Origin of the sequence: Thauera sp. 27, assembly GCF_000310125.2 — a bacterium.
GTDB classification, from domain to species: Bacteria; Pseudomonadota; Gammaproteobacteria; order Burkholderiales; family Rhodocyclaceae; genus Thauera; species Thauera mechernichensis.
The window spans coordinates 58918-85642 of record NZ_AMXB01000008.1 but is presented as its reverse complement, the minus strand read 5'-3'; the positions used below and the strand labels follow the sequence as shown (position 1 = coordinate 85642).

The window sequence follows — 26725 nt, the reverse complement described above, 5'->3', positions numbered from 1 at the left end:
GCCCCGGCGCGCAGGCCGGGGCGGGGCATCACTCGGAGGTGAAGATGGAAGCGAGCTGGTCCATCTTGTCGAGCGCCATGCCGCAGCCGCGGGCGACGCAGGTCAGCGGCTCCTCGGCCACGACCACCGGCAGGCCGGTCTCTTCCATCAGCAGGCGGTCGAGGTCGCGCACCAGGGCGCCGCCGCCGGTGAGCATCATGCCGCGCTCGGCGATGTCGGCACCCAGTTCGGGCGGGGTCTGCTCGAGGCCGATCTTGACCGCGGACACGATCTGGTTCATCGGCTCGGTGAGCGCCTCGAGGATCTCGTTGGACGAGATGGTGAAGCTGCGCGGAATGCCCTCGGCCAGGTTGCGGCCCTTGACCTCCATCTCGCGCACCTCGGAACCGGGGAAGGCGGAGCCGATTTCCTTCTTGATGTTCTCGGCGGTGGTCTCGCCGATGAGCATGCCGTAGTTGCGGCGGATGTAATTGACGATGGCTTCGTCGAACTTGTCGCCACCGACACGCACGCTGCCTGCATAGACCATGCCGCCGAGCGAGATCACGCCGACCTCGGTGGTGCCGCCGCCGATGTCGACCACCATCGAGCCGGTGGCGTCCGACACCGGCAGGCCGGCGCCGATCGCCGCCGCCATGGGCTCCTCGATCAGGAATACCTGCGAGGCGCCGGCCGCCAGGGCCGCGTCGCGGATCGCGCGGCGCTCGACCTGGGTCGAACCGCAGGGCACGCAGATGATGATGCGCGGACTGGGCGACAGCAGGCGCGAGTCGTGCACCTTTTTGATGAACTGCTTGATCATCTGCTCGGTGACGACGAAATCGGCGATCACGCCGTCCTTCATCGGCCGGATGGCAGTGATGTTGCCGGGCGTCTTGCCGAGCATGAGCTTGGCCTGGTGACCGACCGCCTGGATGGAGCGCTTGGCGTTGGGCCCGCCCTCGGTGCGGATCGCCACCACCGAGGGTTCGTCGAGGACGATGCCCTTGCCGCGCACGTAGATCAGGGTGTTGGCGGTGCCGAGATCGATCGCGAGATCGTTGGAGAAGTAGGAGCGGAGAAAACCGAACATGAATGGTTCCGAAACCGGTGGAGTGGTCGAGCCGCGTGCCGCATCGCCTGAATCCCGCAGCAACACGAAACCCCGCCCGTGCTGCAATGCAGTGCAGCCCCAGGCGGGGCAAAGATGATTATGATAACCTACAAACCTTTGTGGATTCAGCAGGTTTTGTTACCTCATGTCGCTGTCCAATGATCAAGTCGGGCACATCGCCCGCCTCGCGCGCATCGCGCTCTCCGACGCCGAACTGGACGCCACCCGTGCCAAGCTGAACGGGATCTTCGAGCTCATCGAGCAGATGCAGGCGGTCGACACCAAAGGGGTCGAGCCAATGAGCCATCCGCAGGAGCTCGCCACCCGCCTGCGCCCCGACCTCGTCACCGAGCCAGACCGCCGCGACGCCTTCCAGAAGGTCGCACCGCAGACCGAAGCCGGCCTCTATCTGGTGCCGAAAGTCATCGAATGACCCGCCCCGCGGTCCTGCCCCCGTCGTTGGCCGCCACCGCGGCATCCACCTGCCCGCCCAGACCATGATCAACGCCTCCCTTCCGGAACTGCGCCGCGCACTCGATACGCGGCAGCTCTCCGCCGTCGAGCTTGCAAGCCTGTTCCTCGACCGCATCGACGCACACAACCCGGGCCTCAATGCCTTCATCACCGTCGACCGCGACGGTGCGCTCGCCGCGGCCCGTGCCGCCGACGAACGCATCGCTGCCGGTACGGCCGGCGCCCTCACCGGCATCCCGCTCGCGCACAAGGACGTGTTCTGCACCGAAGGCGTGCTGACCACCTGCGGCTCGAAGATGCTCGGCAATTTCGTCAGCCCTTACGACGCCCACGTCGTCAGCCTGCTCAAGGCCGCCGGCGCCGTGTGCCTGGGCAAGGCCAACATGGACGAATTCGCGATGGGCTCGTCCAACGAGAACTCGGCCTTCGGCGCAGTGAAGAACCCCTGGAACACGGCGCGCGTGCCCGGCGGCTCTTCGGGCGGCTCCGCCGCTGCCGTGGCCGCGCGCCTGGTGCCGGTCGCCACCGGCACCGATACCGGCGGCTCGGTGCGCCAGCCGGCCGCCTTCTGCGGTATCACCGGCATCAAGCCCAGCTACGGCCTGGTGAGCCGCTACGGCATGATCGCCTACGCCTCCTCGCTCGACCAGGCCGGGGCCTTCGGCGCCAGCGCCGAGGACTGCGCACTGCTGCTGTCGGCGATGACGGGCTTCGACGAGCGCGACTCCACCAGCCTGGAGCGCCCGACCGAGGACTACGCCGCTGCACTTGCCGCCCCCGCGGCGGCAAAGCCGCTGGAGGGCCTGCGCATCGGCCTGCCGCGCGAGTTCTTCGCCGAGGGCATGGCCGACGACGTGCGCGCCGCCATCGAGACGGCGCTCGACCAGTACCGCGCGCTCGGCGCGACAACGGTCGAAGTGTCGCTGCCGAACGCGAAGCTGGCGATCCCCGCCTATTACGTGATCGCACCTGCCGAGTGCTCGAGCAACCTGTCCCGCTTCGACGGCGTGCGCTACGGCCACCGCGCCGCAGACTACGGCGACCTAGCAGACATGTACAGCAAGAGCCGTGCGGAGGGCTTCGGCGCCGAGGTCAAGCGCCGCATCCTGGTCGGCACCTACGTGCTCTCGCACGGCTACTACGACGCCTACTACCTGCAGGCACAACGCCTGCGCCGCCTGATCGCACAGGACTTCCAGGCTGCACTGCAGCACTGCGACGTGATCGCCGGCCCGACCACGCCGACCACCGCCTGGGCCCTGGGCGAGAAGTCCGACGACCCGGTGCAGATGTATCTGTCGGACATCTACACCATCGCAGTCAACCTCGCCGGCCTGCCCGGGCTGTCTCACCCGGCCGGCTTTGGCGCCGATGGCCTGCCGGTGGGCCTGCAACTGATCGGCGACTACTTCGCCGAGACGCGCCTGCTGCAAGCTGCGCACCGCTTCCAGCAGGCCACCGACTGGCATGCCCGCCGGCCGGCGGGCACTGCCTGAGCCTCGGAGCGGGTATGCAGCGGCGGCAGCCTGCAAGCCGGATCGCAGCGCTGGCAGCAGCGATGCTGCTGGGCGCATGCGCCCAGCCTGGTACGCCGCCTGCCGACGCCGTGAGTGACGAGGTGCTCGCCAGCCCGAGCTCGGCCGGAGCACGCCTGCGACCGATGCCCTGGCGCCCGCTCGAGGTGCGCACCGACTGCAGCTTCCGTGACGAGGCCGGCTACGCGACGCGCATCACGCTGGCCGTTGCGCAATCGCGGGTGGAAACGTTCAGCGCCGTGGTCGATATCCCGCAGCGCGGCCGCTGCAGCTTCCATGGCCCGTTCGTGCAGACGCGCGAAAAGCCGAGTGTGCGCCTGCAGGCAGACGACGGCTGCACGGTGGACATCTTCGAGCAGGGCAATGCCGTCACCGTGGGCTTTGCCAACTGCGCCGCACGCTGCACCCGCGGCGCCTTCGATTACCTGTGGCCGATCATCGTCGATCGGTCCAACGGCCAGTGCCACTGACCCCCGGTGGCGGGCCGCACGCAACACGAGAACACACCATGAGCCGATCCGATTGGGAAGTCGTCATCGGGCTGGAAGTCCACGCCCAGCTCAACACCGCCAGCAAGATCTTCTCCGGCGCCAGCACCGCCTTCGGCGCCGAAGCCAACCGCCAGGCGAGCGCGGTGGACATCGCCCTGCCCGGCGTGCTGCCGGTGCTCAACCGCGGCGCGGTCGAGCGCGCGATCCGCTTTGGCCTCGCGATCGGCGCCGAAGTGGCCGAGAAGAGCGTGTTCGCGCGCAAGAACTACTTCTACCCCGACCTCCCCAAGGGCTACCAGATCAGCCAGATGGACCTGCCTGTGGTGGTCGGCGGCGAGATCACCATCCGCGTCGGCGAGGGCGAGGCGGCCTACGAGAAGACGGTGCGCCTGACCCGTGCCCACCTCGAGGAAGACGCCGGCAAGAGCCTTCACGAGGACTTCCACGGCATGACCGGTATCGACCTCAACCGCGCCGGCACGCCACTGCTCGAGATCGTCTCCGAGCCCGACATGCGCTCCGCTGCCGAAGCCGTGGCCTACGCCCGCACGCTGCACGCGCTGGTACGCTGGATCGACATCTGCGATGGCAACATGCAGGAGGGCTCGTTCCGCTGCGACGCCAACGTGTCGGTGCGCAAGAAGGGCGCGACCGAATTCGGCACCCGGCGTGAGATCAAGAACCTCAATTCCTTCCGCTTTCTGCAACAGGCCATCGACTTTGAAGTTCAGTGGCAGATCGACACCCTGGAGGACGGCGGCCGCATCCAGCAGGCCACGGTCCTGTTCGACCCCGACACGGGCGAGACGCGCATGATGCGCAGCAAGGAAGACGCCCACGACTATCGCTACTTCCCCGACCCCGACCTGCTGCCGCTGATGATCTCCCCGGACTGGAAAGCGCGCGTGCAGGCTGCGATGCCCGAATTGCCGGTGGCGATGAAGGCGCGCTTCATGGACGACTGGGGTCTGTCCGCCTACGATGCCACCACGCTCACCGCGTCCAAGGAAGTCGCCGACTTCTACCAGGCCACGGTGTCGGCCGCAGGCACGGCGCTGGCCGCTCAGTTGCCCAAGCTCTGCGCCAACTGGGTGATGGGCGACCTCGCCGCCCGCCTCAACAAGGCCGAGCTCGACATCACCGACTCACCGGTGTCGCCCGCGCAGCTGGCCGGGCTGGTCGCACGCATTGCCGACAACACCATCTCCAACGCCATCGGCAAGAAGGTGTTCGAGGCGCTGTGGAACGGCGAGGGCGCTACGGCTGACGAAGTCATCGACAAGCAGGGCCTCAGGCAGGTCACCGACAGCGGCGCGATCGAAGCGATGATCGACGAGGTTCTCGCCGCCAACCAGAAATCCGTGGATGAGTTCCGCGCTGGCAAGGACAAGGCCTTCAACGCGCTCGTGGGCCAGGTCATGAAGGCCAGCAAGGGCAAGGCCAGCCCGGCGCAGGTCAATGAGCTGCTCAGGAAGAAGCTCGGCAGCTGACGTCGAAGGCTGACGAGAACGGAGGGTTAGACGATGTGCCAGTTGCTGGGCATGAACTGCAACGTGCCGACCGACATCTGCTTTTCGTTTTCGGGCTTTCGCGCGCGCGGTGGCCTCACCGACCACCACCGCGACGGCTGGGGCATCGCCTTCTTCGAAGGGCGTGGGGTACGCGTCTTCCTCGACCCCGCCCCCAGCGCACACTCGCCGGTGGCGGAGTTGGTCAAGCACTACCCGATCCGCTCACTGAACGTCATCGCCCACATCCGCAAGGCGACGCAGGGCGAGGTGCGGCTGGAGAACACCCACCCCTTCCAGCGCGAGCTGTGGGGCCGCTACTGGATCTTTGCCCACAATGGCAACCTGAAGGACTTCGCCCCGTCGCTGTCCGGACGCTTTACCCCCGTCGGCACGACCGATTCGGAACTCGCCTTCTGCTTCATCATGGACACGCTGGCCCAGCGCTTCGGCGACGGCGCACCGACACCCGAGGCGCTGTTCGCGGCGCTGCGCGAGCTGGCTTGCGAGATCGGCCGCCTCGGCGAGTTCAACTTCCTGCTCTCGGACGGCGACTGGCTGTTCGTGCATTGCTCGTCGCGCCTGTGCTACATCGTGCGCCAGGCGCCATTCCCGCTTGCACATCTGTCCGACGAGGACCTCACGGTCGACTTCAACGAGGTGACCACGCCCGAGGACCGCGTCGCCGTCATCGCCACCACCGCACTCACCGACAACGAGGCGTGGAACGACATTCCCGCCGGCACGCTGATCGCGTTCCAGAACGGCCATCCGGTCGAACTCGGCCCGGGCGCGACGGTCGCTCAGGACTATCCGCGCACGGCGGCAGGCGACAGCTCCCATAACGCGTAACAGTTCCTCGTCCATAATCATGGCGACGGGTTAAAGTGTAGGTTCGTGACTCCAAACTCCAGGATCGAAGACGCGCATGGACTGTCCTCTGTGCTCCCTGCCCCCGGAGCAAGTCGTCTGGGAAGACGATCGCTGCCGGGTCATCCGTGTCGATGACGCAGCCCACCCCGGTTTTTGCCGCGTGGTGTGGCGTGAGCATGTGGCCGAGATGACCGACCTCATGCCCGCCGACCGCCAGCACCTGCTCGACATCGTGATGGCGACCGAGAGTGCGCTGCGCGGGCTCCTGCACCCGGACAAGATCAACCTCGCGAGCTTCGGCAACATGGTGCCGCACCTTCACTGGCACGTCATACCGCGCTACCGGGACGACCGCCATTACCCCGAGTCCATCTGGGGCGCTCCCCAGCGCGAAGGCATCGCACATGCGGGCGCCGAGGCGGTCGCACTGGCGCGTGCGATCGAGGCGGCGCTGGGCCCGCGGTCCCACTGACTACCCAGCCGTGCATATCGAATCCGACCTCATGGACTACACCCAGCCCTCCTTCTGCCTGGAGCAGTTGCGGAATCTGCGCACAGTCGACGTCCACGCGACGCATGAAACGCTCGGCCTGATCATTCGCGGCCTGCTCGAGGGCAAGCCCGCCCCCAACCAACACCTCGAGGTTCTGGAGGCTGCGCGCGAAGCGCTCGACTTCGTCCAGACCGAGCTGGGGGGGCGCTATGCGGCCCGCCCGCTGCCGCCGGACGGTGACGAGAACCGCACCCTGCACGAGGTGGTTGCGCTGTGGCAGGACGTGGCGCGGTCGTATGCGCACATCGCCGAACGTGACGCCGACGAGGGCACCCTGGAGGACCAGCGCCCGCTCCTCGCGGAACGCCGGATCTTCTACGCCGGCCTTGCCCTGTTCGAGTACTTCAGGGCGCACCGCGCGCTCGAGCCCGGCATGTGGCACACCGTGCACGAGGCCTATGGAGCGGCACTGCATGCGGGGCTCGCCGAGATCCGCGTTGCCGAGCCGCTCAACGAGACCTGGCACGCCCAGAGTCCGCGCGAAACCTACGTCGCGATCCTCCTCGTCGACCTGGCAAATCCCTATGGCCGCAGTGAACGGGAGCTCAGGTGGGTGCTGCGCTGGGCGCAGCGCTTTGCCCCCTACTGCACGCTCGATGAGCACATCGACGAAGCCAAATCGACAACCTACGGTGTGGAGCTCGACTCCGACCTGGGCCTGCGCCCGCTCGGCCTGCTTTCGCGCACCGCAACCCTGCTCCGCTTCGACGGCTCGACACTGGCGACACAGATTCAGGCCGTGATGGCGCAGTTCCGCCATGGCGCCAAACCCGCATCACTCGGCCTCGGCAAGGACTGCTCGACGGCCGACGCCGGCCGGCTGCTGCTGTCGCTCTACCGGCCGTGGGGGCTGGCCAGCGCAGGGCGGCGCTTCCCGCGCCGCAACAAGACGGGCGAGGTGGCGCTGTCCGGCGACTGGCTGGCCATGGGCTACCTCATCCAGGGCGAAGTCTTCCAGCAGCCGAATGGTGGACGCCACATCGGGGCACTGCGCGACGACATTTCGCTGCTGACCTTCGGCGAACTCGTTCCCGAGATCGACACCCCGGAAAAGCTGGCCCGGCGCCGCCGCGAGCAGGCCGCCCTGCTTGGCCTGGAGGCGGCATCGTGGACCCTCCTCGACCAGTCCGTCGGCGGCTTCAGACTCCAGCTGCTGCGTGACGGCGACCAGGCCCGCCTGGAACATCATCAGCTCGTCGCCATCCGGCCGCCCGACGGACAGGCTTTCCTGCTTGCAGACATCTGCTGGATGATGTTCCGCGACGACGGCGCGCTGGAACTCGGCATCAACGTGCTGGCGGGCATGCCGCGCGTAGTCGCCGCACGACCTTCATCGGCCGCGAGCAGGGACCCCTACCACCAGGCTTTTCTGCTGCCGGCCACGCCTGCACTCAAGGCCGCTGAGTCGGTGGTACTGCCCGCACAGTGGTTCCGCAAGGCGCGCGTGGTCGAACTGCGCGATGGCGCAGCCACCCGCATGATCGAACTCGACAAGCTGCTGCTGCGCGGCCCCAACTTCGACCAGTGCAGCTTCACCGACGTTACGGGCGCTGCATCCTGAGTCGCGGCGCAGGAAAACGCATCGCGAAGCGGCTGCCCTTGCCGAGTTCGCTTTCGATGACGAGCTCGCCCTGGTGCCGGGTCACGATGTGCTTGACGATCGCCAGTCCGAGCCCGGTTCCGCCCGTCTCCCGCGAACGCCCGCGATCGACACGATAGAAGCGTTCGGTCAGGCGCGGGATATGAGCCGGATCGATACCGATTCCGTCGTCACGAACCCAGTACTCACCGCACTCCAGCCCGGCGCGCCAGCCGATCTCTATATGTCCTCCGGCCGGGGTGTAGCGTACCGCGTTGCTTGCCAGGTTGGAGAACGCACTGTGAAGCTCCTTGCGGCTGCCAAGCAGGGCTGCCTCGCCTTCGACCACCAGACTCAGCGTGTGGCGCCCGGCCGACAGCAGTTCAGCCTCGGCCGCCACCTCACGCACCAAGCCCACCGCATCGACCGGCTCGTCGTCGATCTGGGCCGGCGCACCGGTCTCGAGTGCGGACAGGGTAAGCAGCTCCTCGATGAGACGCTGCATGCGCGTGGATTGCTCGCTGGCCAGGGTCAGGAAGTGGATGACGTCTTCGCGTGAAAAATCGTCGAGCCCATCGATCAGCGTCTCGAGGAAGCCCCCCACCACGGTCAGGGGCGTGCGCATCTCGTGCGAGACGTTGGCCACGAAGTCGCGGCGTACGTTCTCCAGGCGCTCGAGCTGCGATACATCGCGCGACAGCACCATGCGTTGCTTGCCCGCGAACGGAATGACCAGTACCTGGAGAGTGCCATCCCGTCGCCGCAGGGCATGCAGCACGAGAGGCTCGGAATAATCCCTGGACGCAAGATAGGCTGCGAACTCGGGCTGGCGGACCAGGTTGGGCAGCGGGCTGCGCAGATCCTTGCGACGATCGAGCCCGAAATGCTGCTCGGCCATCGGGTTCATCCACTCGATGGCATCGTCCTCATCGAGATACAGCACCCCATCGGGCATGGCCTGCGCGGCGTGCTGGAAGCGGGCCAGTTCGGCCGACAGCTTCTCCTTGACGTCGCATTCGCGCTGCAGGCGCTCGCCGATCTCGGCGAATACCGTCCCCCACAGCCCCTCGCCCTGTGGTGGTGGCGTACCGACCGGCTGGCGCGCCCACTCGACGAGGAGACGCAGGTTGCGCGCGAGCAGCATAGCCGCAGCCACGAAACCGATCATGAGCAGCGCCAGCGCGGCATCGCTGCCGCGCAAAGCCGCAGCGAGCATCGCCAGTACGAGCACGGCGACAAATGGCGCCACCGCGGCCACCCCGATGTTTCGAGTCGATCGATGGATCACGCCATTCCCACGCGAGAGCGAAGGCACGATTATGACGCGTTCGATGCCAGCGGCGCATGCACCGAGAAGCGGTAGCCGCTTCCGCGCACGGTCTGGATCAAGGCGTCGTGGGCGGTCGGCTCGAGTGCGCAACGCAGGCGCCGGATGTGGACATCCACCGTGCGCTCCTCGACGAAAACATGATCGCCCCAAACCTGGTCGAGCAGTTGGGCACGGGAGTGGACACGCTCGGGATGCGTCATCAGGAAATGCAGCAGGCGGAACTCGGTCGGGCCGAGTGAGAGTGCGGTTTCACCCGCACTGACGCGGTGCGTGGCCGGGTCCAGGCGCAAGCCGCCAAGCTCCACCGCATCCTCGGTCGCCTGCGGTGCGCGCCTGCGCAGCACCGCCTTGATGCGGGCGACGAGTTCGCGCGGACTGAAGGGCTTGGTGATGTAGTCATCAGCACCGGTCTCGAGGCCGGTCACCTTGTCCTGCTCCTCGCCACGCGCGGTGAGCATGATGATCGGAATGTCGCGGGTGCGCTCCTCGGCACGCAGGCGGCGGGCAAACTCGATCCCTGAAGCGCCCGGTAGCATCCAGTCGAGCAGCACGAGATCCGGCAAGGCCTCGCGCACGATACGATGCGCCGTCTCCGCGTCCGCGGCGCGCACCACATGGTGCCCCGCACGGCTCAGGTTTGCCGCGATGAGCTCCTGAATCGCCGGTTCGTCTTCCACAAGCAATATGTTCGCTGGCATGCCTGAACTCCCTGTTAGCAGCAGCGGCAGTGTATTGCAGCTCTTTGACGCTTTCATGACACGTCATCGCAATGCAATACCCGCACCCACGATCCCGCGCCCCTCACGCAAGCCAACCCCGGAACGAGCAGCCTCCGATTCGGGTATGATTGTGACCCCATAATCGGGATTCAAGCCATGGCCGGACTCGACCAGAACACGCCGACTCCCACCGACATCACGGTACACCGCAAGTCCAGGACGCTCGAGATCGCCTTCGACGACGGCAGCCGCTTCCAGCTGCCCTTCGAGTTCCTGCGCGTCTATTCCCCTTCTGCCGAGGTCCGCGGCCACGGACCGGGCCAGGAGACGCTGCAGCAGGGCAAGCGCGACATCGATATCGTCGACATCTCGCCGGTCGGAAACTACGCGATCAAGCCGGTATTTTCGGACGGCCACGACAGCGGCCTGTACTCCTGGGACTACCTCTACGGCCTCGGACGCGAGCAGGAGGCCCTGTGGGCGGCCTACCTCGAGCGCCTCGAGCAACAAGGCGGCACGCGCGACCCCGCCCTGGTACCGGCAGCTGCTCCCAAGGCGGGCGGCTGCGGCCATCACCACTGAGAACGGCATGAGCGACAAGACCACGCACTTCGGCTTCGAAACCGTCGCCGAGGAACAGAAGGAAAAGAAGGTCGCCGAGGTATTCTCCTCGGTTGCCCAGAAGTACGACATCATGAACGACCTGATGTCGCTCGGACTGCACCGCGTCTGGAAGCACTTCGCCATTCAGGTGTCGGGCGTGCGCGAAGGCGACCGCGTACTCGACGTTGCCGGCGGCACCGCAGACCTCTCGCTGGCGTTTTCGCGCAAGGTCGGCCGCAAGGGCCAGGTCTGGCTCACGGACATCAATCACGCGATGCTCTCGCGTGGCCGCGACCGTCTCGTCGACCACGGATTCGCAATGCCCGTGGCGCAGTGCAACGCCGAAAAGCTTCCCTTCCCCGACGACTGGTTCGACTGCGTCACCGTCGCCTTCGGCCTGCGCAACATGACGCACAAGGACGTCGCGCTCGCCGAGATGCGCCGCGTGCTGCGTCCGGGCGGCCGCCTGCTGGTACTCGAGTTCTCGCGGGTGTGGAAGCCGCTGTCACCGTTCTATGACCTGTACTCCTTCAAGCTGCTGCCCTGGATGGGGCAAAAGGTGGCGAACGACGCCGACAGCTACCGCTACCTGGCCGAATCGATCCGCATGCATCCTGGCCAGGAAGAATTGAAGTCGATGATGGAACAAGCCGGGCTCTCCCGAGTCGACTACTTCAACCTCAGTGCAGGCGTCGTTGCGCTGCACCGCGGATACAAGCTTTGAAACCGGAGACCACGTACCAATGAAATCCTTCTTCATGACCCTCGTCCTCGCGATCGCCTCGTTTGCCTTCGTGATCCCTGAGGCCGAAGCCAAGCGCCTCGGCGGCGGCAGCAGCTTCGGCATGCAGCGCCAGGCCACGCCGCCGGCCCAGCCGCGCCAACCCGCTGCCACGCAACAGGCACCGCGCCAGGGGGCCGCTGCACCGGCCGCGCAGAGCCGCTCTTGGATGGGCCCGATCGCCGGCCTCGCCGCCGGTCTCGGCCTGGCCGCCCTGTTCTCGCACCTGGGCCTGGGCGAAGGCTTTGCCAACTTCTTCATGATCCTGCTGCTGGCTGCTGCCGCCTTCTTCATCTTCCGCATGATCTTCCGCCGTGGTGCGGCTGCCGGTACGCAGCCCAACCGCATGCAGTACGCAGGCGCCTCCGCCGGCGCTGCGGCGAGCCCGGCCGGCACCACCGCCTTCCAGGCCCAGCAGCCGTTCGGCGGCAGCGGTGAAGCTGGAGCAGTCGCAGCCAGCGGCCTCGAAAAGGCCGTCGCCTCCGGCTTCGACGCCGACGGCTTCGCCCGTCAGGCCAAGCTGAACTTCATCCGCCTGCAGGCAGCGAACGACGCCGGCAACCTGGACGACCTGCGCGAATTCACCACGCCCGAGGTGTTCGCCGAGTTGTGCATGCAACTCAACGAGCGCCGCGGCGCCGAACAGCGCACCGACGTCGTCGAGCTCAACGCCGAGGTCATCGATGTGGAGGAGGCCGACAACCGCTACATCGTGAGCGTGCGCTTCACCGGCTTGCTGCGCGAAGAGGCTGACGCCGCACCTGTGGCGTTCGACGAGATCTGGCACCTCACCAAGCCGATCAGCGGCGAAGGTGGCTGGCTGATTGCTGGCGTCCAGCAGACGCAGTGATCGGCAACTGATCTCACACCCGTGACTGGAGGCACCTTGGCGTGCCTCCTTTGCTTTTGGGGCTTCCCATGCTGTCAAGCGTCTTCCTGACCGCCACCAACCACCTTCTCTCGCAGGCAGGATGGGCGCGTGCGCGCCTGCAGGCCCACGCGGGACAGACTGCACGCCTGTCGGTGCAACCTCTGGGCGACATCGATTTCTGTATTGCAGCGGACGGCTATCTGGCCGAATGGAGCGCCGCCCAGGCGCCGGATGTCAGCCTTCACCTGTTGGTTGGCGAGCTTCCACGCCTACTGGTAGACGGGCTGGAGACCGCCATGCGCCACGTGCGCATCGAGGGCAACGCCGAGTTTGCCGAAGCGCTCGGCTTCGTTTTCCGTCATTTACGTTGGGACGCCGAGGAAGACCTGGCACGCCTGTTCGGCGACATTGCCGCCCACCGCCTGGTCGAAGGCGGCAAGCAGCTGATGGATCAAGGCCGGCGCTCTGCACAGCGCGCGGGCGGTACGCTGGCCGAGTACCTCACCGAAGAGGCGCCACTGCTGGTATCGCGTCATGCCCTGCCAGAACATGCGCAGGCGCTCATCGCACTGCGCGACGATCTGGCCAGGCTGGACAAGCGGTTGCAGCGCCTCGAAAGCCGCCGTCGGCGTTGAACAGCCTTTGCGCCTGCGCGGCGCTCATGGCGCAGAAAGCAAAAAAGCAGCTCCGCAGAGCTGCTTTTTTGTTGTCCGGCGCCTTGTACCAAGGTACAAGGCAAGCCCGCTCAGTGCCCGCGCTTGCGCAGACGCTGGATGGCGGCAAGTTGCGCCACCGCTTCCATCAGCTCGGCCTGGGCCTTGGCATAGTCCAGACGCGCGGTCTGGTTGGCCATGGCTTCCTCGGCCTTGCGCTTGGCTTCGAGCGCCTTCGCTTCGTCGAGATCCTTGCCGCGGATCGCGGTGTCGGCAAGCACCGTCACCAGACCCGGTTGAACTTCCAGCAGGCCACCCGCAACGAAAACCAGTTCGTCCTCGGTTGCGTTCTGGGCACGCACACGCACGGCGCCCGGCTTGATCCGGGTCATGAGCGGCATGTGACCAGGCAGGATGCCGAGTTCACCCGTCTCGCCAGGCAGCGCGACGAATTCCGCCAGCCCGGAGAAGATCTGCTCTTCCGCGCTGACGATGTCGACGTGAACCGTCATAGCCATAGTGTTTCCCCTTGATGTCCCGCGCACCACACACGTGGCGCGCGGGCAGCCTCGTTACTGGAGCTTCTTGGCCTTCTCGATGGCCTCGTCGATGTTGCCGACCATGTAGAAAGCCTGTTCCGGCAGGCTGTCCAGCTCGCCGCTGACGATCATCTTGAAGCCCTTGATCGTGTCCTTCAGCGAGACGTACTTGCCCGGCGAGCCGGTAAACACTTCCGCAACGTGGAAGGGCTGCGACAGGAAGCGCTGGATCTTACGCGCACGAGCCACGGAGAGCTTGTCTTCCGGCGACAGTTCGTCCATGCCCAGAATCGCGATGATGTCGCGCAGTTCCTTGTACTTCTGCAGGGTCTGCTGAACCTGGCGGGCCACACCGTAGTGCTCTTCGCCCACGACCAGCGGATCGAGCTGGCGCGAGGTGGAGTCGAGCGGATCAACGGCCGGGTAGATACCCAGCGCGGCGATGTCACGCGACAGCACGACGGTGGAGTCGAGGTGCAGGAAGGTGGTAGCGGGCGACGGGTCGGTCAAGTCATCCGCCGGCACATACACGGCCTGGATCGAGGTGATCGAGCCAACCTTGGTCGAGGTGATGCGCTCCTGCAGACGGCCCATTTCTTCGGCCAGCGTCGGCTGGTAACCCACCGCGGACGGCATACGACCCAGCAGCGCGGACACTTCGGTACCGGCCAGGGTGTAGCGGTAGATGTTATCCACGAAGAACAGGATGTCGCGGCCTTCGTCACGGAAGCGCTCGGCCATGGTCAGACCGGTCAGCGCCACGCGCAGACGGTTGCCCGGGGGCTCGTTCATCTGACCGAACACCATCGCAACCTTGTCGAGAACGTTGGAGTCCTTCATCTCGTGGTAGAAGTCGTTGCCCTCACGGGTACGCTCACCCACGCCAGCGAACACCGACAGACCGGAGTGCTGCTTCGCGATGTTGTTGATCAGCTCCATCATGTTCACGGTCTTGCCGACGCCGGCGCCACCGAACAGACCCACCTTGCCGCCCTTGGCGAACGGGCAGATCAGGTCGATAACCTTGATGCCGGTTTCGAGCAGCTCGACCGACGGCGACAGCTCGTCGAACTTCGGCGCCTTCTGGTGAATCGCGCGCAGCTCGTCGGTCTCGATCGGGCCGGCTTCGTCGATCGGGCGACCCAGCACGTCCATGATGCGGCCCAGCGTGCCGTGGCCAACCGGCACCGAGATCGGCTTGCCGGTGTTGGAAACCTTCATGCCGCGGCGCAGGCCGTCGGAGGAACCCAGCGCGATGGTACGCACCACGCCATCACCGAGCTGCTGCTGGACCTCGAAGGTCAGGCCAGCTTCGGCGAAGGAGTCGGCAGCGTCCTCGAGCTTCAGGGCGTCATACACCTTGGGCATCGAATCGCGCGGGAACTGAATGTCCACCACGGCGCCGATGCACTGAACGATCGTACCTTGACTCATCGTCATATCCTTAAATCAATAATCCGTTACACCGCGGCGGCGCCGCCGACGATTTCCGACAGCTCCTTGGTGATCGCAGCCTGGCGGGTCTTGTTGTAGACCAGCTGAAGCTCGCCAATCACGTTCTTGGCATTGTCGGAAGCGGCCTTCATCGCCACCATGCGCGCGCTCTGTTCGGATGCCATGTTCTCGGCCACGGCCTGATAGACCAGCGCCTCGACGTAACGCACCAGCAGCTCGTCGATGACGACCTGCGGATCCGGCTCGTAGAGGTAGTCCCAGGAGCTCTCGGGCGTGCCCAGCTTCTCGCCGGTGAGCGGCAGAACCTGCTCGAGTACCGGCTCCTGCTTCATGGTGTTCACGAAGCGGGTGTAAGCGATGTAGACCGCGTCGAGCTCGTCGTTCTGGAACGCGTCGAGCATGACCTTGACCGGACCGATCAGCTTTTCCAGGTGCGGCGTGTCACCCAACTGGGTGACGTTCGACACCACCTTGGCGCCCATGCGCTGCATGAAGCCCAGACCCTTGTTGCCGATGCAGCAGGCACGGATCTCGGTCACGCCGGCGGACTCCCAGTCCTTCATCGCGTTGAGCGCGATACGCTGGACGTTGGTGTTGAGACCACCGCACAAACCCTTGTCGGTGGTCACCAGGATCAGCCCCACCCGCCTCACCTGGTCCTTGCGGACCAGGAACGGGTGCTTGTAGTCGGTCACATTGGCCTGGGACAGGTTCGCGGCGAGTCGGCGGATCTTCTCGGCAAAGGGGCGGGCAGCGCGCATCCGGTCCTGCGCCTTGCGCATCTTGGACGCGGCCACCATCTCCATGGCCTTGGTGATCTTGCGCGTGTTTTGCACGCTCTTGATCTTGGTACGGATTTCCTTACCGCTAGCCATATTCCGTCTCCCTCGCCAGTCTTAGGCCCAGCTCTTCTTGAACTCGGCGATCGCGGCAGCCAGGGTCTTTTCGCCGTCGGCGTCCAGTTCCTTCTTGCTCAGGATCGAGGAGACCAGGTCAGCCTGCTTGGTCTTGACGAACTGCAGCAGCGCGGCTTCGAACGGCAGCACACGTGCGACATCGACATCGTCGAAGTAGCCGTTGTTGACCGCGTAAAGCACGATGGCCATGTCGGCGATCGACATCGGTGCGTACTGGGCCTGCTTCATCAGTTCGGTCACGCGGCGGCCGCGCTCGAGCTGCTTGCGGGTCGCATCGTCCAGGTCGGAAGCGAACTGAGCGAAGGCGGCGAGCTCGCGGTACTGCGCGAGGTCGGTACGGATACCGCCGGACAGCTTCTTGACGACCTTGGTCTGCGCAGCACCACCGACGCGGGACACCGAGATACCGGCGTTGATCGCGGGACGGATACCGGCGTTGAAGAGGTCGGTCTCGAGGAAGATCTGGCCGTCGGTAATCGAGATCACGTTCGTCGGAACGAACGCGGACACGTCGCCGGCCTGGGTCTCGATGACCGGGAGGGCGGTCAGCGAACCGGTCTTGCCCTTGACTTCACCGTTGGTGAACTTCTCGACGTAGTCGGCGTTGACGCGCGCGGCACGCTCGAGCAGACGGGAGTGCAGGTAGAACACGTCGCCCGGGTAGGCTTCACGGCCCGGCGGACGGCGCAGCAGCAGGGAGACCTGACGGTAAGCCCAGGCCTGCTTGGTCAGATCGTCATAAACGATCAGCGCGTCCATGCCGCGGTCGCGGAAGTACTCGCCCATGGTGCAACCAGCGTAGGCGGCCAGATACTGCATGGCGGCCGATTCCGACGCGGTGGCGGCGACAACGATGGTGTACTCCATCGCGCCGTTCTCTTCCAGCTTGCGCACGACGTTGGCAACGGTGGAGGCCTTCTGGCCGATGGCCACGTACACGCAGTACATGTCCTGGCCCTTCTGGTTGATGATCGCGTCAACCGCAACCGCGGTCTTGCCGGTCTGACGGTCGCCGATGATCAGCTCGCGCTGGCCGCGGCCAATCGGCACCATGGAGTCAACCGACTTCAGGCCGGTCTGCACCGGCTGCGAAACGGACTGGCGGGCGATGACGCCCGGCGCGACCTTTTCGATCTTGTCGGTGAGCTTGGCGTTGATCGGGCCCTTGCCGTCGATCGGCTGACCCAGGGCGTTCACGACGCGACCGACCAGCTCGGGGCCGACGGGCACTTCGAGAATGCGGCCAGTGGCCTTGACGGTGTCGCCTTCGGTGATGTGCTCGTATTCGCCGAGGACCACCGCGCCAACGGAGTCACGCTCGAGGTTGAGCGCCATGCCGAAGGTGTTGCCAGGGAATTCCAGCATTTCGCCCTGCATGACGTCGGTCAGGCCGTGGACGCGGCAGATGCCGTCGGTCACGGAGACGACCGTGCCCTCGTTGCGCGACGTGGCGGCGAGCTGCAGGTTCTGGATCCGGCTCTTAATCAGATCACTGATTTCAGAGGGGTTGAGTTGCATATATGTATGCTCCTAGTTCTTAAGCGCAGCGGCCATGTTCGCGAGCTTGCCGCGGACCGAGGCGTCGATGACTTCGTCGCCGACGGCAATGCGGACCCCACCGATGAGTTCGGGGTCCAGGCTGACAGTTACGTTGATCGCGGCCTTGAAGCGAGCTTCGAGGTCCGCCTTCAACGCAGCCAGCGCTGCATCGTCAAGCGGGAAGGCAGAGGCGATCTCCGCCTCCAGGACGCCTTCGTGTTCGTTCTTGAGTGCAACGAACAGGTCACGGATCTCCGGAAGCACCAGCAGGCGTTCGTTGTCGATGAGGACACGAACGAAGTTCTGCTGTTCGGCGGTCAGTTCACCCGTGACTTCCTGCATCAGCTTGTCGAGCTGTACGGCAGAAAGGTTGGGGTTCTTGAAGCACGCCTGCATGTCGGGATCGGCCGCCACGGAGGCGAGCCGATCCAGCGCTTCCGACCAAGGCCCCAGCGCACCTGCCCCGCGAGCCAGCTCGAAGGCGGCATCGGCATAGGGGCGCGCGATGGTGACGTTCTCGGCCATGACTTATTGCAGTTCCTGTTTCAGGTTGGCAAGCAGTTCGGCGTGCACCTGGACATTGATCTCGCGGCGCAGGATCTTCTCGGCACCGGCAACCGCCAGATGGGCGACCTGGTCGCGGAGAGCTTCCTTGGCACGTTGCGCTGCGACGCCGGCTTCGGCTTCGGCAGCTTCACGCGCTGCGGCAATGATGCGACCGGCTTCGGCGCGGGCTTCGTCGATCAGCTGGCTCGCCTGCTTTTCAGCAGAGGTACGCACGTCACCCGCGGATTCGCGGGCCTTGCGCAGTTCCTCGACGACCTTCTTCTCGGCGAGTGCCAGATCGGCCTTGGCCTTGTCCGCAGCTGCCAGCCCGTCTGCGATCTTCTTCGCACGCTCGTCCAGTGCCTTCACGATGGGCGGCCACACGAATTTCATCGTGAACCACGCCAGAATGAAGAACACAACGAGCTGGGCTATCAGAGTTGCGTTCAAATTCACGGTTCTTGGCCCTCAGGTTGGTTCAAAAAAGGATGAACTCGAACCGATCAGAGCTGGAACGGGTTGGCGAAGGCGAACATCATGGCGATACCGACACCGATCAGGAACGCGGCGTCGATCAGGCCGGCCAGCAGGAACATCTTGGTCTGCAGGGCGTTCATCAGCTCGGGCTGGCGCGCCGAGGCTTCGAGGTACTTGGAACCCATGATGCCGATACCGATACAAGCACCGATGGCACCGAGACCGATGATCAGACCAGCAGCCAGAGCAACAAAACCCAGAACGTTTTCCATGACGACTCCTTAGTGGGGAAGGTGAGTTTAAAAACTAGGTACTGCGTTGAAGATGAAACCGAAACTTAGTGGCTCTCGTGCGCCTGACCGACATACACCAGAGTCAGCATCATGAAGATGAAGGCCTGGAGCAGGATGATCAGGATGTGGAAGATCGCCCAGATGGAACCCGCGATCACGTGACCAACGAAGCCGAACACGGTGGCGGTGCCGCCGAGCAGCGCGATCAGGATGAAGATCAGCTCGCCAGCGTACAGGTTGCCGAAGAGTCGCATGCCGTGCGAGATGGTCTTGGCGAGGAACTCGATGATCTGCATCGCGAAGTTGATCGGGTAGAGCACCGGGTGGCTGCCGAAAGGCGCGGTGAAGAGCTCATGCACCCAGCCGCCAAGACCCTTGATCTTCACGTTGTAGTACAGGCAGAGCAGCAGCACGCCGCAGGACATGCCCAGAGTGGCGGACAGGTCGGCGGTGGCCACGACGCGCATGTAAGCGTGGGCAGGATCACCGCCTGCGGCGGAATAGATGCCGGTCCAGAGCATGGGGATGAGATCGACCGGCACGAGGTCCATCGCGTTCATCAGGAAGATCCACACGAACACGGTGAGCGCGAGCGGGGCAACGAATTTGCGCGACTCCGGGCTGTGGATGATGCCCTTGGCCTGGTCTGCGACCATCTCGACCAGGAGCTCGATGAAACCCTGGAAGCGCCCGGGGACGCCGGAGGTCGCCTTGCGAGCGGCCAGCCACAGGATGAAGATGGTCAGCAAACCGAGTCCGATCGAAAACACCATCGAGTCGATATTGATGATGCTGAAATCGACGATGTTTTCCTGGGGGTGCCCGGAATTGTTGAAGTGTCCGAGGTGGTGGGTTACATACTCGGATGCGGTGGGAGCGTTTCCAGCCATGGTCAGGTCTTCACCAAAAATGCAAATAAATTCGCTTTCAGCGCCAGAACGAGCCCGATCAGCATGCCCCCCCAGTGGAGGTCAGGATAAACGGCCCACACCAGCACCAACAATCCCACTATCGAGGCGACCTTGATGAATTCGCCTGCGACGAAGGCAGCCACCGTCGCCGACCCGGTCTTGCGCGTCATGGCCGTAAGGCGCATGGCGAACATCCAGCTCGGCAATACACACGCCAGACCCGCTGCTGCTGCCGAGATCGCCCCGGCAACTCCGAACAGCGCGGCAGAAATCAGCGCGGCGAGGAGTGTAGCTAGCAACTGCAGTATGACGGCTTTAAGCATCGGTGTAACAGCTCCTGCGTCAAACGCGCGCAGGCGACCGCCCAAAATCCCGCGGATGGTAGGGGTTAACCGCAGTAAAGTCAAACCTCGGTTGCATTGCAGCAAGCACTTCCCGAGGCGTCGTGTATCTTATAGAAGTTGTATCACCAGCGGGGGCCGCAATGAACCGATCTTCGACAGTTCGCGCCGCCCGCCCCCCGTCACCTGCACTGCAGCCACAGCCCCCGCACAATCATGATCCGTACCCGCAAGGCCAGTCGCAGGGAGATCTTCGGCTGGTGCATGTTCGACTTCGCAAACCAGGCCTACACACTACTGATCATCACGGTGGTGTTCGGCGACCTGTACACCCGGGTAATCGTTGGCGACGCCCCCGGTTACAGGCTCGGCAACCTGCTCTGGAGCCTTGCACTGTGCATCAGCTATGCCATGGTCGTGGTGAGTGCGCCGCTGCTCGGTGCGGTGATGGACCACGCGCAGGCCAAGAAGCGCATGCTGCTGGCGAGCTACCTCGTCACCGTGGCGAGCACCGCCATGCTCTACCTGGTCAGCCCGGGATACGTGTGGCTGGGGTTCGCGCTCATCGTGATCTCGAACACGGCCTACTCCGCAGGAGAGTCCTTCATCGCCAGCTTCCTGCCTTTCCTCGGCGACAGCCACGAGATGGGGAAGATCTCCGGCCTGGGCTGGGCGCTCGGCTATGCGGGTGGGCTGGTGTCGGCCGGGTTCGTGCTGCTCTTCCTCGGCGAGGTGAGCGCGGAGAACTTCGAGCGCATGCGCTGGGTCGGCCCCTTCGCCGCGGCCTTCTTCCTGCTCGCCGCCATCCCGACCTTCCTGTGGGTACGCGAGCCTCGAGTGGGCCACCATCGCCGGCTCGACGCGGCGGTGCTGCGCGGCGCCTATGCGCGCCTGCTGGCGACCTTGCGCTCGGTATCGCAGTTCCCGGACCTGGGTCGGCTGTTCATGTCCATCCTGTTCGCGATGGCCGGGGTCTATGTGATCGTGGCCTTCTCCTTCATCTACGGCGCCCAGGTGATCGGATGGAGCGAAGCCACGCGCAACCTGATGTTCATCGTCGTGCAGATCACCGCCCTGCTGGGGGCGCTGCTGTTCGGCGCGCTGCAGGGGCGGCTCGGCGGCCGTCTGACCTATTCGCTCACCCTCGTGCTGTGGATTGCAGCCATCCTGGCGATCTACTTCGTCGGCGAGCTGACCACAGGCCTCAACAGGCAACTCGGTATCGAACTGAAGGTCGAGGAGGTATTCCTGTTCGCCGGGCTGCTGTCCGGCCTCAGCCTGGGTTCGAGCCAATCGGTGGGACGCGCCCTGGTGGGCATGTTCGCACCTGAGCAACGCGCGGCCGAGCTGTTCGGCTTCTGGGGCCTGTTCAGCAAGCTGGCGGCAATCTTCGGCATCTTCGGCGTCGGCCTGCTGCAGTGGCTGTTCGGCCTGCAGGGCGCAGTGCTGTTCTGCATCCTGCTGTTTGCGCTGGCCTTGCTGCCGCTCGCAGCGATCGACGAGGCGCGCGGCATCGCCGCCGCGCAGCGCGCAGACGCGCCTGCGCCCTAGCGCAGGCGGCCGAGCAGGCCGTCGAGCTGGTCGAGGCTGCCGAAGCGGATCGTGACCTCGCCGGCACCCTTCTTGTTGGCCTTGATCTTCACCGTCGCGCCAATCGCGTCCGACACCTCTTCCTCGAGCCGCAGCAGATCGCGGTCGGGCTGGGGCGCAGGCTTCTTCTGGCGCGGGTTGAGGATCTGCTGCACCAGGCGCTCGGTGTCACGCACCGACAGCTGACGGGCGGCGACCTGGTTGCCGAGCTGGATCTGGCTGGCGCCGTCGAGCGGCAGCAATGCGCGCGCATGACCCATGTCGATGTCGCCCGCCATCAGCAGTTCCTGCACCGGCTTGGCAAGGTTGAGCAGGCGCAACAGGTTCGACGCCGCCGGACGCGAGCGGCCGACCGCATCCGCGGCCTGCTGGTGGGTCATGGCGAACTCGTCGATCAGGCGCTGGATGCCGCCGGCCTCTTCGAGCGGGTTGAGGTCCTCGCGCTGGATGTTCTCGATCAACGACATCGCCAGCGCGGCTTCGTCAGGGATCTCGCGCACCAGGCAGGGCACTTCGGCGAGGCCGGCAATCTGCGAGGCCCGCCAACGGCGCTCGCCGGCGATGATCTCGTAGGCATCGTCGCCTACCGGGCGCACCATGATCGGCTGCATGATGCCCTGCGCCTTGATCGACGCCGCGAGCTCTTCGAGCGAACCGGGGTCCATGCGTGTGCGCGGCTGGTACTTGCCCGGCTGCAGCGCGATCGTGGGCAGCGTCTGCAGCTCGCCCTTGTCGGCTTCGTCTTCCTGGTTGGCTGCGAGCAGCGCATCGAGGCCGCGGCCAAGGCCCTTGAGTCTGGGTTTGTTCATGTCGGTTCCGTTCGTCAGAAGGTCTTCGCGCGTTCGATCATCTCGTGCGCAAAGGCCATGTAGGCCTGCGCACCCTTGGCCGCCTTGTCGAACACCACGCCCGGCATGCCGTGGCTGGGCGCCTCGGCCAGACGCACGTTGCGCGGCACGATGGCTCGGAACACCTTGTCGCCGAAGTGGCCCTCGAGCTGGGCGGAGACCTGTTGCTGCAAGGTGACGCGGGGGTCGAACATCACCCGTAGCAGGCCGATGATCTTGAGGTCGCGATTGAGGTTGGCATGCACCTTCTTGATCGTGTTGACCAGGTCGGACAGACCCTCGAGCGCGTAGTACTCGCACTGCATCGGGATGATGACGCCGTTGGCGCAGCACAGGCCATTGAGGGTGAGCATCGACAGTGAGGGCGGGCAGTCGATGAGGACGAAATCATAGTCGGCATCGAAGGCAGCGAGCGCGTTGCGCAGGCGTTTCTCACGCTGATCCAGATTGACCAGCTCGACCTCGGCACCGGCGAGGTCGCGGTTGGCCGGCAGCACGTCGTAGCCGCCGGTGGGCGAGGGCACGCGGACGCCGGCGAGGTCTACCATGCCCACGAGCAGGTGATAGACCGAGCTCTTCAAGCCGCGCTTGTCGACCCCGCTGCCCATGGTCGCGTTGCCCTGCGGGTCGAGGTCGATCAGCAGCACGCGCTGGCCGGCCTGGTGCAGGGCAGCAGCGAGATTGACGCAGGTGGTGGTTTTGCCCACCCCGCCCTTCTGGTTGGCAACGCAGAAAATCTTGGCCATGTCGGTTCAGGCTGTTCCGTATGCAGGGACCGCACGCAGGGTGCGAGTCCCGGAGTGTACTTCAATGCGGCGCCGCAGCAGACGCCCCTCTTCAGGGCTCAGTATCAGGCACGACGGATGACCAGCAGGTGACGCTCGGCATCCAGCCCGGGCACCATGAGCGCGTGGGTCTCCGCCACCACCCACCCGGCGGGCAGCGCAGCGATCTCGTCAGCCGGGTGGGCGCCCTTCATCGCGTACAACGCACCCCCCTCTGCGAGCAGATGGCCCGAAAGGTTCACGAAATCGGCCAGACTCGAGAACGCCCGCGAGATCACGCCTTCGGCCGCACCGCCGGGCAGGCCTTGGGCCTGCACCTGTTCGACCCGCTTGTTGAGCACGCTGAAGTTGCCCAGCCCAAGCTCGATCTTCGCCTGTTGCTGGAAGCTCGCCTTCTTACCCACGGTCTCGATCGAGCTGACCACCAGACCCGGACGCACGATCGCCAGTGCCACGCCCGGCAGCCCGCCACCGGACCCGATGTCGGCCAGCCTGCTCACGCGCTTGAGGTGCGGCAACACCGCCAGCGAATCGAGCAGATGATGGGTGATCACCTCCTGCGGGCTACGGATCGCGGTGAGGTTGTAGACCTTGTTCCACTTGAGCAGCAGTTCACCGAAGGCGAGCAGGCGATCGACCGTTTCCTGCGGCAGGGCAAATCCGAGAGCGGCGACCCCATCGCTGAGCTGTGCCGCCCAGGGTTGCAGGCGGCCGCTCATGCCGCAGGCCTCCGCGCCGCCTCGTCCGCGGCCACACCGGTGCGCGCCGCCAGGTCGCGGCGCTTGAGCCACACCAGCAGCAGCGAGATCGCCGCCGGGGTCACGCCTTGAATGCGGCCGGCCTGGCCGATGGTTTCCGGCTTGTGCAGGTTGAGCTTCTGCTGCACTTCCTTGGACAGGCCGCGCACCTGGGCATAGTCGAGTTCGACCGGCAGGCGGGTGGCCTCGGCCTGGGCCTGCTTCGCCACCTCCTCCTGCTGGCGGTCGATGTAGCCCTGATACTTGGCGGCAATCTCGATCTGCTCGATGACCTGCGCGTCGGTCTCGCGCTCTTCCGGCGCTCCAGGCAGGCTCATCAGCGTCTCGTAGCTGGTCTCGGGCCGGCGCAGCAACTCGAAGTAGCGCTGCTCGCGCTCGAGCGCCTTGCCGAGCACGCGTTGCTGGTCCTCGGCGGGAATCGCCTCCGGTCGCGCCCACGCCGCCTTCAGTTGCGCGGTGCCGCGCTCGATCGCCCCGCGCTTGGCACAGAAGGCGGCCCAGCGTTCGTCATCCACCAGGCCAAGCTCGCGGCCCTTCTCGGTCAGGCGCAGATCGGCATTGTCCTCGCGCAGGCTCAAGCGGTACTCGGCACGCGAGGTGAACATGCGGTAGGGCTCGGACACGCCGCGGGTGATCAGGTCGTCCACCAGCACGCCGAGATAGGCCTCGTCGCGACGCGGACACCATGGCTCGCGACCCTGTACCTGCAGCGCCGCGTTGGCGCCGGCGAGCAAGCCTTGCGCAGCGGCCTCCTCGTAGCCGGTGGTGCCGTTGATCTGGCCAGCGAAGTACAACCCGCCGATCGACTTCGTCTCCAGGCTGGACCTGAGGTTGCGCGGGTCGAAGTAGTCGTACTCGATCGCATAGCCGGGGCGCAGGATGTGAGCGTTCTCGAGGCCGCGGATGCTGCGCACGATCTGCAGCTGCACGTCGAAGGGCAGCGAGGTCGAGATGCCGTTGGGATAGATCTCGTGCGTCTCCAGCCCTTCCGGCTCGAGGAAGATATTGTGGCTGTCCTTGTCGGCGAAACGGTGGATCTTGTCCTCGATCGAGGGGCAATAGCGCGGCCCCACGCCCTCGATCACGCCCGAATACATCGGCGAGCGGTCGAGGTTGGCGCGGATCACGTCGTGCGTGCGTTCGTTGGTCTGCGTCATCCAGCACGGCAGCTGACGCGGGTGCTGGGCGGCGTTGCCGAGGAAGCTGAACACCGGCACCGGATCGTCGCCCGGCTGGATGCTCATTACCGAGAAGTCGATGGTGCGCGCATCCAGCCGCGGCGGCGTGCCGGTCTTGAGTCGGCCCTGCGGCAGCTTGAGCTCCTTCAGGCGCGCACCGAGCGAGATCGCCGGCGGATCGCCCGCGCGCCCGGCCGAGTAGTTCTGCATCCCGACGTGCACCAGGCCGTTGAGGAAGGTCCCTGCGGTGAGCACCACCGCCGGCGCCTCGAAGCGCAGGCCGATCTGGGTGACGACGCCGGTGACGCGGTCGCCGGCCACGGTGAGATCATCCACCGCCTGCTGGAACAGCCACAGATTGGGCTGGTTCTCCAGCCGACGCCGGATCGCCGCCTTGTACAGCACGCGGTCGGCCTGGGCGCGGGTGGCACGCACCGCCGGGCCCTTGGAGGCGTTGAGGATGCGGAACTGGATGCCGCCCTCGTCGGTGGCCGCCGCCATCGCGCCGCCGAGCGCATCGACCTCCTTGACCAGGTGGCCCTTGCCGATGCCGCCGATCGAGGGGTTGCAGCTCATCGCCCCCAGCGTCTCGATGTTGTGGGTGAGCAGCAGCGTGGCTGCGCCCATGCGCGCTGCGGCAAGCGCAGCCTCGGTCCCGGCGTGACCGCCGCCGACCACGATGACATCGAAACGAGTGGGATAGAGCATGGTGCGCTCCGGGCTGCAATGCGTGAACAAGGGGCGAGATTCTACGCCTTCAACGCCCGAGCGGCCAGGCATGCGCCCCATGTTTCACGAAATTACGCATTTTAAACAGCTGCTTATCACTTACCGTCGGGCAAGATCCAAGAGAGGCGACCACCCACCCGCCTTGCTCCGTCCCCGTCCGAGCGGTCCAACAAAGGCATCCGCGCGCTAAAGTCCTCGCGCCAAGCCCCCGTTAATATCCCCAACGATTGGACTACAGTAACGACATTCGCTTCGAAGTGTGACATGGTTCGCGGAGCAGCCCGTGTAGGGACGAGGTTTGTAGACCTTGATCAAAGCTCAGTGCGCTGCTCGATGATGTCATGCCGGTGCCCTTCCCCATCATCAAGACCGACCCGGTTAACTCACAATGAAGACCATCTTCCTCGTCGATGACTCCGCCACCATCCTGCTGTCGATCTCCGGGATCCTGAGCAAGGCTGGCTACGCGGTAGAGAAAGCGCCGAGCGCGCTCGACGCCCTCAAGAAATTCCAGGGCGGCGTCAAGGCAGACCTGCTGATCACCGATCTCAACATGCCGGGCATGAACGGCATCGAGTTCATCAAGGAGGTGCGCAAGCTGCCCGCGTATCGCTTCATGCCGATCCTGTTCCTGACCACGGAGTCGCAGCAGTCCAAGAAGGCGGAGGCCAAGGCGGCAGGCGCTTCCGGCTGGATCGTCAAGCCCGCCTCGGCAGACGAACTGCTCAATACGATCAAGCTCGTCATGCGCTGACC

At 65.3% G+C, this 26725-nt stretch carries 29 protein-coding genes; 13 read left to right on the top strand and 16 right to left on the bottom strand.

The genetic code is table 11. From position 1 onward, the window contains the following. Positions 1 to 28: 28 nt before the first annotated feature. A complete protein-coding gene (locus tag B447_RS06060) occupies positions 29 to 1072 on the bottom strand; it encodes a rod shape-determining protein (protein ID WP_002925399.1) in 1044 nt (347 codons plus the stop codon). Positions 1073 to 1238: 166 nt separating this feature from the next. Here B447_RS06060 and gatC point away from each other — a divergent pair, with 166 nt between their 5' ends. The 7 genes from gatC (at position 1239) to B447_RS06025 (ending at position 8088) form a co-directional block, all read left to right on the top strand. Next, entirely contained in the window at positions 1239 to 1526 is a 288-nt protein-coding gene (gatC, locus tag B447_RS06055) for an Asp-tRNA(Asn)/Glu-tRNA(Gln) amidotransferase subunit GatC (protein WP_002925403.1), read from the top strand. A gap of 64 nt (positions 1527 to 1590) precedes the next feature. Next, complete coding sequence (gene gatA / locus B447_RS06050; RefSeq protein WP_002937667.1) at positions 1591 to 3063, top strand: Asp-tRNA(Asn)/Glu-tRNA(Gln) amidotransferase subunit GatA; 1473 nt, start codon at positions 1591 to 1593, stop codon at positions 3061 to 3063. Positions 3064 to 3077: 14 nt separating this feature from the next. Next, the gene (locus tag B447_RS06045) at positions 3078 to 3572 is read left to right on the top strand and encodes a hypothetical protein (RefSeq protein ID WP_002937666.1); all 495 of its coding nucleotides are present in this window, start codon (positions 3078 to 3080) and stop codon (positions 3570 to 3572) included. Between the two features lie 38 nt (positions 3573 to 3610). Continuing rightward, positions 3611 to 5083 (top strand): Asp-tRNA(Asn)/Glu-tRNA(Gln) amidotransferase subunit GatB, encoded by a 1473-nt coding sequence (gene gatB / locus B447_RS06040; protein ID WP_002925414.1) that lies wholly within the window; start codon positions 3611 to 3613, stop codon positions 5081 to 5083. Between the two features lie 33 nt (positions 5084 to 5116). Next, the gene (locus B447_RS06035) at positions 5117 to 5953 is read left to right on the top strand and encodes a class II glutamine amidotransferase (protein ID WP_002925416.1); all 837 of its coding nucleotides are present in this window, start codon (positions 5117 to 5119) and stop codon (positions 5951 to 5953) included. Between the two features lie 76 nt (positions 5954 to 6029). Continuing rightward, on the top strand, positions 6030 to 6446 hold the full coding sequence (locus B447_RS06030) for an HIT family protein (protein WP_002925418.1): 417 nt from the start codon (positions 6030 to 6032) through the stop codon (positions 6444 to 6446). A gap of 31 nt (positions 6447 to 6477) precedes the next feature. Beyond that, positions 6478 to 8088 (top strand): hypothetical protein, encoded by a 1611-nt coding sequence (locus B447_RS06025; RefSeq protein ID WP_002925419.1) that lies wholly within the window; start codon positions 6478 to 6480, stop codon positions 8086 to 8088. Here the strand turns inward: B447_RS06025 and phoR are convergent. Continuing rightward, a complete protein-coding gene (gene phoR / locus B447_RS06020) occupies positions 8069 to 9364 on the bottom strand; it encodes a phosphate regulon sensor histidine kinase PhoR (RefSeq protein WP_002925420.1) in 1296 nt (431 codons plus the stop codon). The genes B447_RS06025 and phoR overlap by 20 nt on opposite strands. A gap of 59 nt (positions 9365 to 9423) precedes the next feature. Continuing rightward, positions 9424 to 10134: a phosphate regulon transcriptional regulator PhoB gene (gene phoB / locus B447_RS06015; RefSeq protein ID WP_002925421.1), complete on the bottom strand. Its 711-nt coding sequence runs from the start codon at positions 10132 to 10134 to the stop codon at positions 9424 to 9426. Between the two features lie 177 nt (positions 10135 to 10311). On the opposite strand from phoB, the gene B447_RS06010 reads away from it, so the two are divergent. From B447_RS06010 to B447_RS05995, 4 genes are all read left to right on the top strand, one after another. Next, positions 10312 to 10737: a gamma-butyrobetaine hydroxylase-like domain-containing protein gene (locus B447_RS06010; RefSeq protein WP_002925422.1), complete on the top strand. Its 426-nt coding sequence runs from the start codon at positions 10312 to 10314 to the stop codon at positions 10735 to 10737. A gap of 7 nt (positions 10738 to 10744) precedes the next feature. Further along, entirely contained in the window at positions 10745 to 11482 is a 738-nt protein-coding gene (gene ubiE, locus B447_RS06005; RefSeq protein WP_002925423.1) for a bifunctional demethylmenaquinone methyltransferase/2-methoxy-6-polyprenyl-1,4-benzoquinol methylase UbiE, read from the top strand. Between the two features lie 19 nt (positions 11483 to 11501). Further along, positions 11502 to 12389: a Tim44 domain-containing protein gene (locus B447_RS06000; protein WP_002925425.1), complete on the top strand. Its 888-nt coding sequence runs from the start codon at positions 11502 to 11504 to the stop codon at positions 12387 to 12389. A 68-nt stretch (positions 12390 to 12457) separates the two neighbouring features. After that, positions 12458 to 13045: a ubiquinone biosynthesis accessory factor UbiJ gene (locus B447_RS05995; RefSeq protein ID WP_002925427.1), complete on the top strand. Its 588-nt coding sequence runs from the start codon at positions 12458 to 12460 to the stop codon at positions 13043 to 13045. 110 nt (positions 13046 to 13155) lie between these two features. Here the strand turns inward: B447_RS05995 and B447_RS05990 are convergent, their stop codons facing one another. From B447_RS05990 to B447_RS05950, 9 genes are all read right to left on the bottom strand, one after another. Then, positions 13156 to 13581, bottom strand: a complete 426-nt coding sequence (locus B447_RS05990; RefSeq protein WP_002925429.1) for a F0F1 ATP synthase subunit epsilon — start codon at positions 13579 to 13581, stop codon at positions 13156 to 13158. A 54-nt stretch (positions 13582 to 13635) separates the two neighbouring features. Next, positions 13636 to 15036, bottom strand: coding sequence for a F0F1 ATP synthase subunit beta (atpD, locus tag B447_RS05985; protein WP_002925431.1), 1401 nt, complete (start codon positions 15034 to 15036; stop codon positions 13636 to 13638). Positions 15037 to 15062: 26 nt separating this feature from the next. After that, positions 15063 to 15932, bottom strand: coding sequence for a F0F1 ATP synthase subunit gamma (gene atpG, locus B447_RS05980; RefSeq protein ID WP_002925433.1), 870 nt, complete (start codon positions 15930 to 15932; stop codon positions 15063 to 15065). Between the two features lie 21 nt (positions 15933 to 15953). Further along, entirely contained in the window at positions 15954 to 17492 is a 1539-nt protein-coding gene (gene atpA / locus B447_RS05975) for a F0F1 ATP synthase subunit alpha (RefSeq protein WP_002925435.1), read from the bottom strand. Between the two features lie 12 nt (positions 17493 to 17504). After that, positions 17505 to 18038 (bottom strand): F0F1 ATP synthase subunit delta, encoded by a 534-nt coding sequence (locus tag B447_RS05970; protein WP_002937657.1) that lies wholly within the window; start codon positions 18036 to 18038, stop codon positions 17505 to 17507. Positions 18039 to 18041: 3 nt separating this feature from the next. Beyond that, a complete protein-coding gene (locus tag B447_RS05965; protein WP_037982477.1) occupies positions 18042 to 18515 on the bottom strand; it encodes a F0F1 ATP synthase subunit B in 474 nt (157 codons plus the stop codon). Between the two features lie 47 nt (positions 18516 to 18562). Then, positions 18563 to 18808: a F0F1 ATP synthase subunit C gene (atpE, locus tag B447_RS05960; protein ID WP_002925444.1), complete on the bottom strand. Its 246-nt coding sequence runs from the start codon at positions 18806 to 18808 to the stop codon at positions 18563 to 18565. A 65-nt stretch (positions 18809 to 18873) separates the two neighbouring features. Continuing rightward, complete coding sequence (atpB, locus tag B447_RS05955) at positions 18874 to 19719, bottom strand: F0F1 ATP synthase subunit A (protein WP_002925446.1); 846 nt, start codon at positions 19717 to 19719, stop codon at positions 18874 to 18876. Between the two features lie 2 nt (positions 19720 to 19721). Further along, positions 19722 to 20063 (bottom strand): ATP synthase subunit I, encoded by a 342-nt coding sequence (locus B447_RS05950; RefSeq protein ID WP_002937654.1) that lies wholly within the window; start codon positions 20061 to 20063, stop codon positions 19722 to 19724. 234 nt (positions 20064 to 20297) lie between these two features. Here B447_RS05950 and B447_RS05945 point away from each other — a divergent pair, with 234 nt between their 5' ends. Continuing rightward, positions 20298 to 21632: an MFS transporter gene (locus tag B447_RS05945; protein WP_002937651.1), complete on the top strand. Its 1335-nt coding sequence runs from the start codon at positions 20298 to 20300 to the stop codon at positions 21630 to 21632. Here B447_RS05945 and B447_RS05940 read toward each other — a convergent pair. The 4 genes from B447_RS05940 to mnmG form a co-directional block, all read right to left on the bottom strand. After that, positions 21629 to 22480, bottom strand: coding sequence for a ParB/RepB/Spo0J family partition protein (locus tag B447_RS05940; RefSeq protein ID WP_002925451.1), 852 nt, complete (start codon positions 22478 to 22480; stop codon positions 21629 to 21631). The genes B447_RS05945 and B447_RS05940 overlap by 4 nt on opposite strands. Before the next feature lie 14 nt (positions 22481 to 22494). Further along, complete coding sequence (locus B447_RS05935) at positions 22495 to 23265, bottom strand: ParA family protein (protein ID WP_002925454.1); 771 nt, start codon at positions 23263 to 23265, stop codon at positions 22495 to 22497. A 104-nt stretch (positions 23266 to 23369) separates the two neighbouring features. Further along, the gene (rsmG, locus tag B447_RS05930) at positions 23370 to 24023 is read right to left on the bottom strand and encodes a 16S rRNA (guanine(527)-N(7))-methyltransferase RsmG (RefSeq protein WP_002937650.1); all 654 of its coding nucleotides are present in this window, start codon (positions 24021 to 24023) and stop codon (positions 23370 to 23372) included. After that, complete coding sequence (gene mnmG, locus B447_RS05925) at positions 24020 to 25948, bottom strand: tRNA uridine-5-carboxymethylaminomethyl(34) synthesis enzyme MnmG (protein WP_002937649.1); 1929 nt, start codon at positions 25946 to 25948, stop codon at positions 24020 to 24022. The genes rsmG and mnmG overlap by 4 nt, the downstream gene beginning before the upstream one ends. Before the next feature lie 409 nt (positions 25949 to 26357). Between mnmG and B447_RS05920 the strand changes: the two genes are divergently transcribed. Beyond that, entirely contained in the window at positions 26358 to 26723 is a 366-nt protein-coding gene (locus tag B447_RS05920) for a response regulator (RefSeq protein WP_002925461.1), read from the top strand. Positions 26724 to 26725 lie beyond the last annotated feature (2 nt).

Coding starts and splice junctions, on each gene's coding strand:
- B447_RS06060 (WP_002925399.1), bottom strand. CDS start 1,072: ATGTTCGGTTTTCTCCGCTCCTACTTCTCCAACGATCTCGCGATCGAT.
- gatC (WP_002925403.1), top strand. CDS start 1,239: ATGTCGCTGTCCAATGATCAAGTCGGGCACATCGCCCGCCTCGCGCGC.
- gatA (WP_002937667.1), top strand. CDS start 1,591: ATGATCAACGCCTCCCTTCCGGAACTGCGCCGCGCACTCGATACGCGG.
- B447_RS06045 (WP_002937666.1), top strand. CDS start 3,078: ATGCAGCGGCGGCAGCCTGCAAGCCGGATCGCAGCGCTGGCAGCAGCG.
- gatB (WP_002925414.1), top strand. CDS start 3,611: ATGAGCCGATCCGATTGGGAAGTCGTCATCGGGCTGGAAGTCCACGCC.
- B447_RS06035 (WP_002925416.1), top strand. CDS start 5,117: ATGTGCCAGTTGCTGGGCATGAACTGCAACGTGCCGACCGACATCTGC.
- B447_RS06030 (WP_002925418.1), top strand. CDS start 6,030: ATGGACTGTCCTCTGTGCTCCCTGCCCCCGGAGCAAGTCGTCTGGGAA.
- B447_RS06025 (WP_002925419.1), top strand. CDS start 6,478: ATGGACTACACCCAGCCCTCCTTCTGCCTGGAGCAGTTGCGGAATCTG.
- phoB (WP_002925421.1), bottom strand. CDS start 10,134: ATGCCAGCGAACATATTGCTTGTGGAAGACGAACCGGCGATTCAGGAG.
- B447_RS06010 (WP_002925422.1), top strand. CDS start 10,312: ATGGCCGGACTCGACCAGAACACGCCGACTCCCACCGACATCACGGTA.
- ubiE (WP_002925423.1), top strand. CDS start 10,745: ATGAGCGACAAGACCACGCACTTCGGCTTCGAAACCGTCGCCGAGGAA.
- B447_RS06000 (WP_002925425.1), top strand. CDS start 11,502: ATGAAATCCTTCTTCATGACCCTCGTCCTCGCGATCGCCTCGTTTGCC.
- B447_RS05995 (WP_002925427.1), top strand. CDS start 12,458: ATGCTGTCAAGCGTCTTCCTGACCGCCACCAACCACCTTCTCTCGCAG.
- B447_RS05990 (WP_002925429.1), bottom strand. CDS start 13,581: ATGGCTATGACGGTTCACGTCGACATCGTCAGCGCGGAAGAGCAGATC.
- atpD (WP_002925431.1), bottom strand. CDS start 15,036: ATGAGTCAAGGTACGATCGTTCAGTGCATCGGCGCCGTGGTGGACATT.
- atpG (WP_002925433.1), bottom strand. CDS start 15,932: ATGGCTAGCGGTAAGGAAATCCGTACCAAGATCAAGAGCGTGCAAAAC.
- atpA (WP_002925435.1), bottom strand. CDS start 17,492: ATGCAACTCAACCCCTCTGAAATCAGTGATCTGATTAAGAGCCGGATC.
- B447_RS05970 (WP_002937657.1), bottom strand. CDS start 18,038: ATGGCCGAGAACGTCACCATCGCGCGCCCCTATGCCGATGCCGCCTTC.
- atpE (WP_002925444.1), bottom strand. CDS start 18,808: ATGGAAAACGTTCTGGGTTTTGTTGCTCTGGCTGCTGGTCTGATCATC.
- atpB (WP_002925446.1), bottom strand. CDS start 19,719: ATGGCTGGAAACGCTCCCACCGCATCCGAGTATGTAACCCACCACCTC.
- B447_RS05950 (WP_002937654.1), bottom strand. CDS start 20,063: ATGCTTAAAGCCGTCATACTGCAGTTGCTAGCTACACTCCTCGCCGCG.
- B447_RS05945 (WP_002937651.1), top strand. CDS start 20,298: ATGATCCGTACCCGCAAGGCCAGTCGCAGGGAGATCTTCGGCTGGTGC.
- B447_RS05940 (WP_002925451.1), bottom strand. CDS start 22,480: ATGAACAAACCCAGACTCAAGGGCCTTGGCCGCGGCCTCGATGCGCTG.
- B447_RS05935 (WP_002925454.1), bottom strand. CDS start 23,265: ATGGCCAAGATTTTCTGCGTTGCCAACCAGAAGGGCGGGGTGGGCAAA.
- rsmG (WP_002937650.1), bottom strand. CDS start 24,023: ATGAGCGGCCGCCTGCAACCCTGGGCGGCACAGCTCAGCGATGGGGTC.
- mnmG (WP_002937649.1), bottom strand. CDS start 25,948: ATGCTCTATCCCACTCGTTTCGATGTCATCGTGGTCGGCGGCGGTCAC.
- B447_RS05920 (WP_002925461.1), top strand. CDS start 26,358: ATGAAGACCATCTTCCTCGTCGATGACTCCGCCACCATCCTGCTGTCG.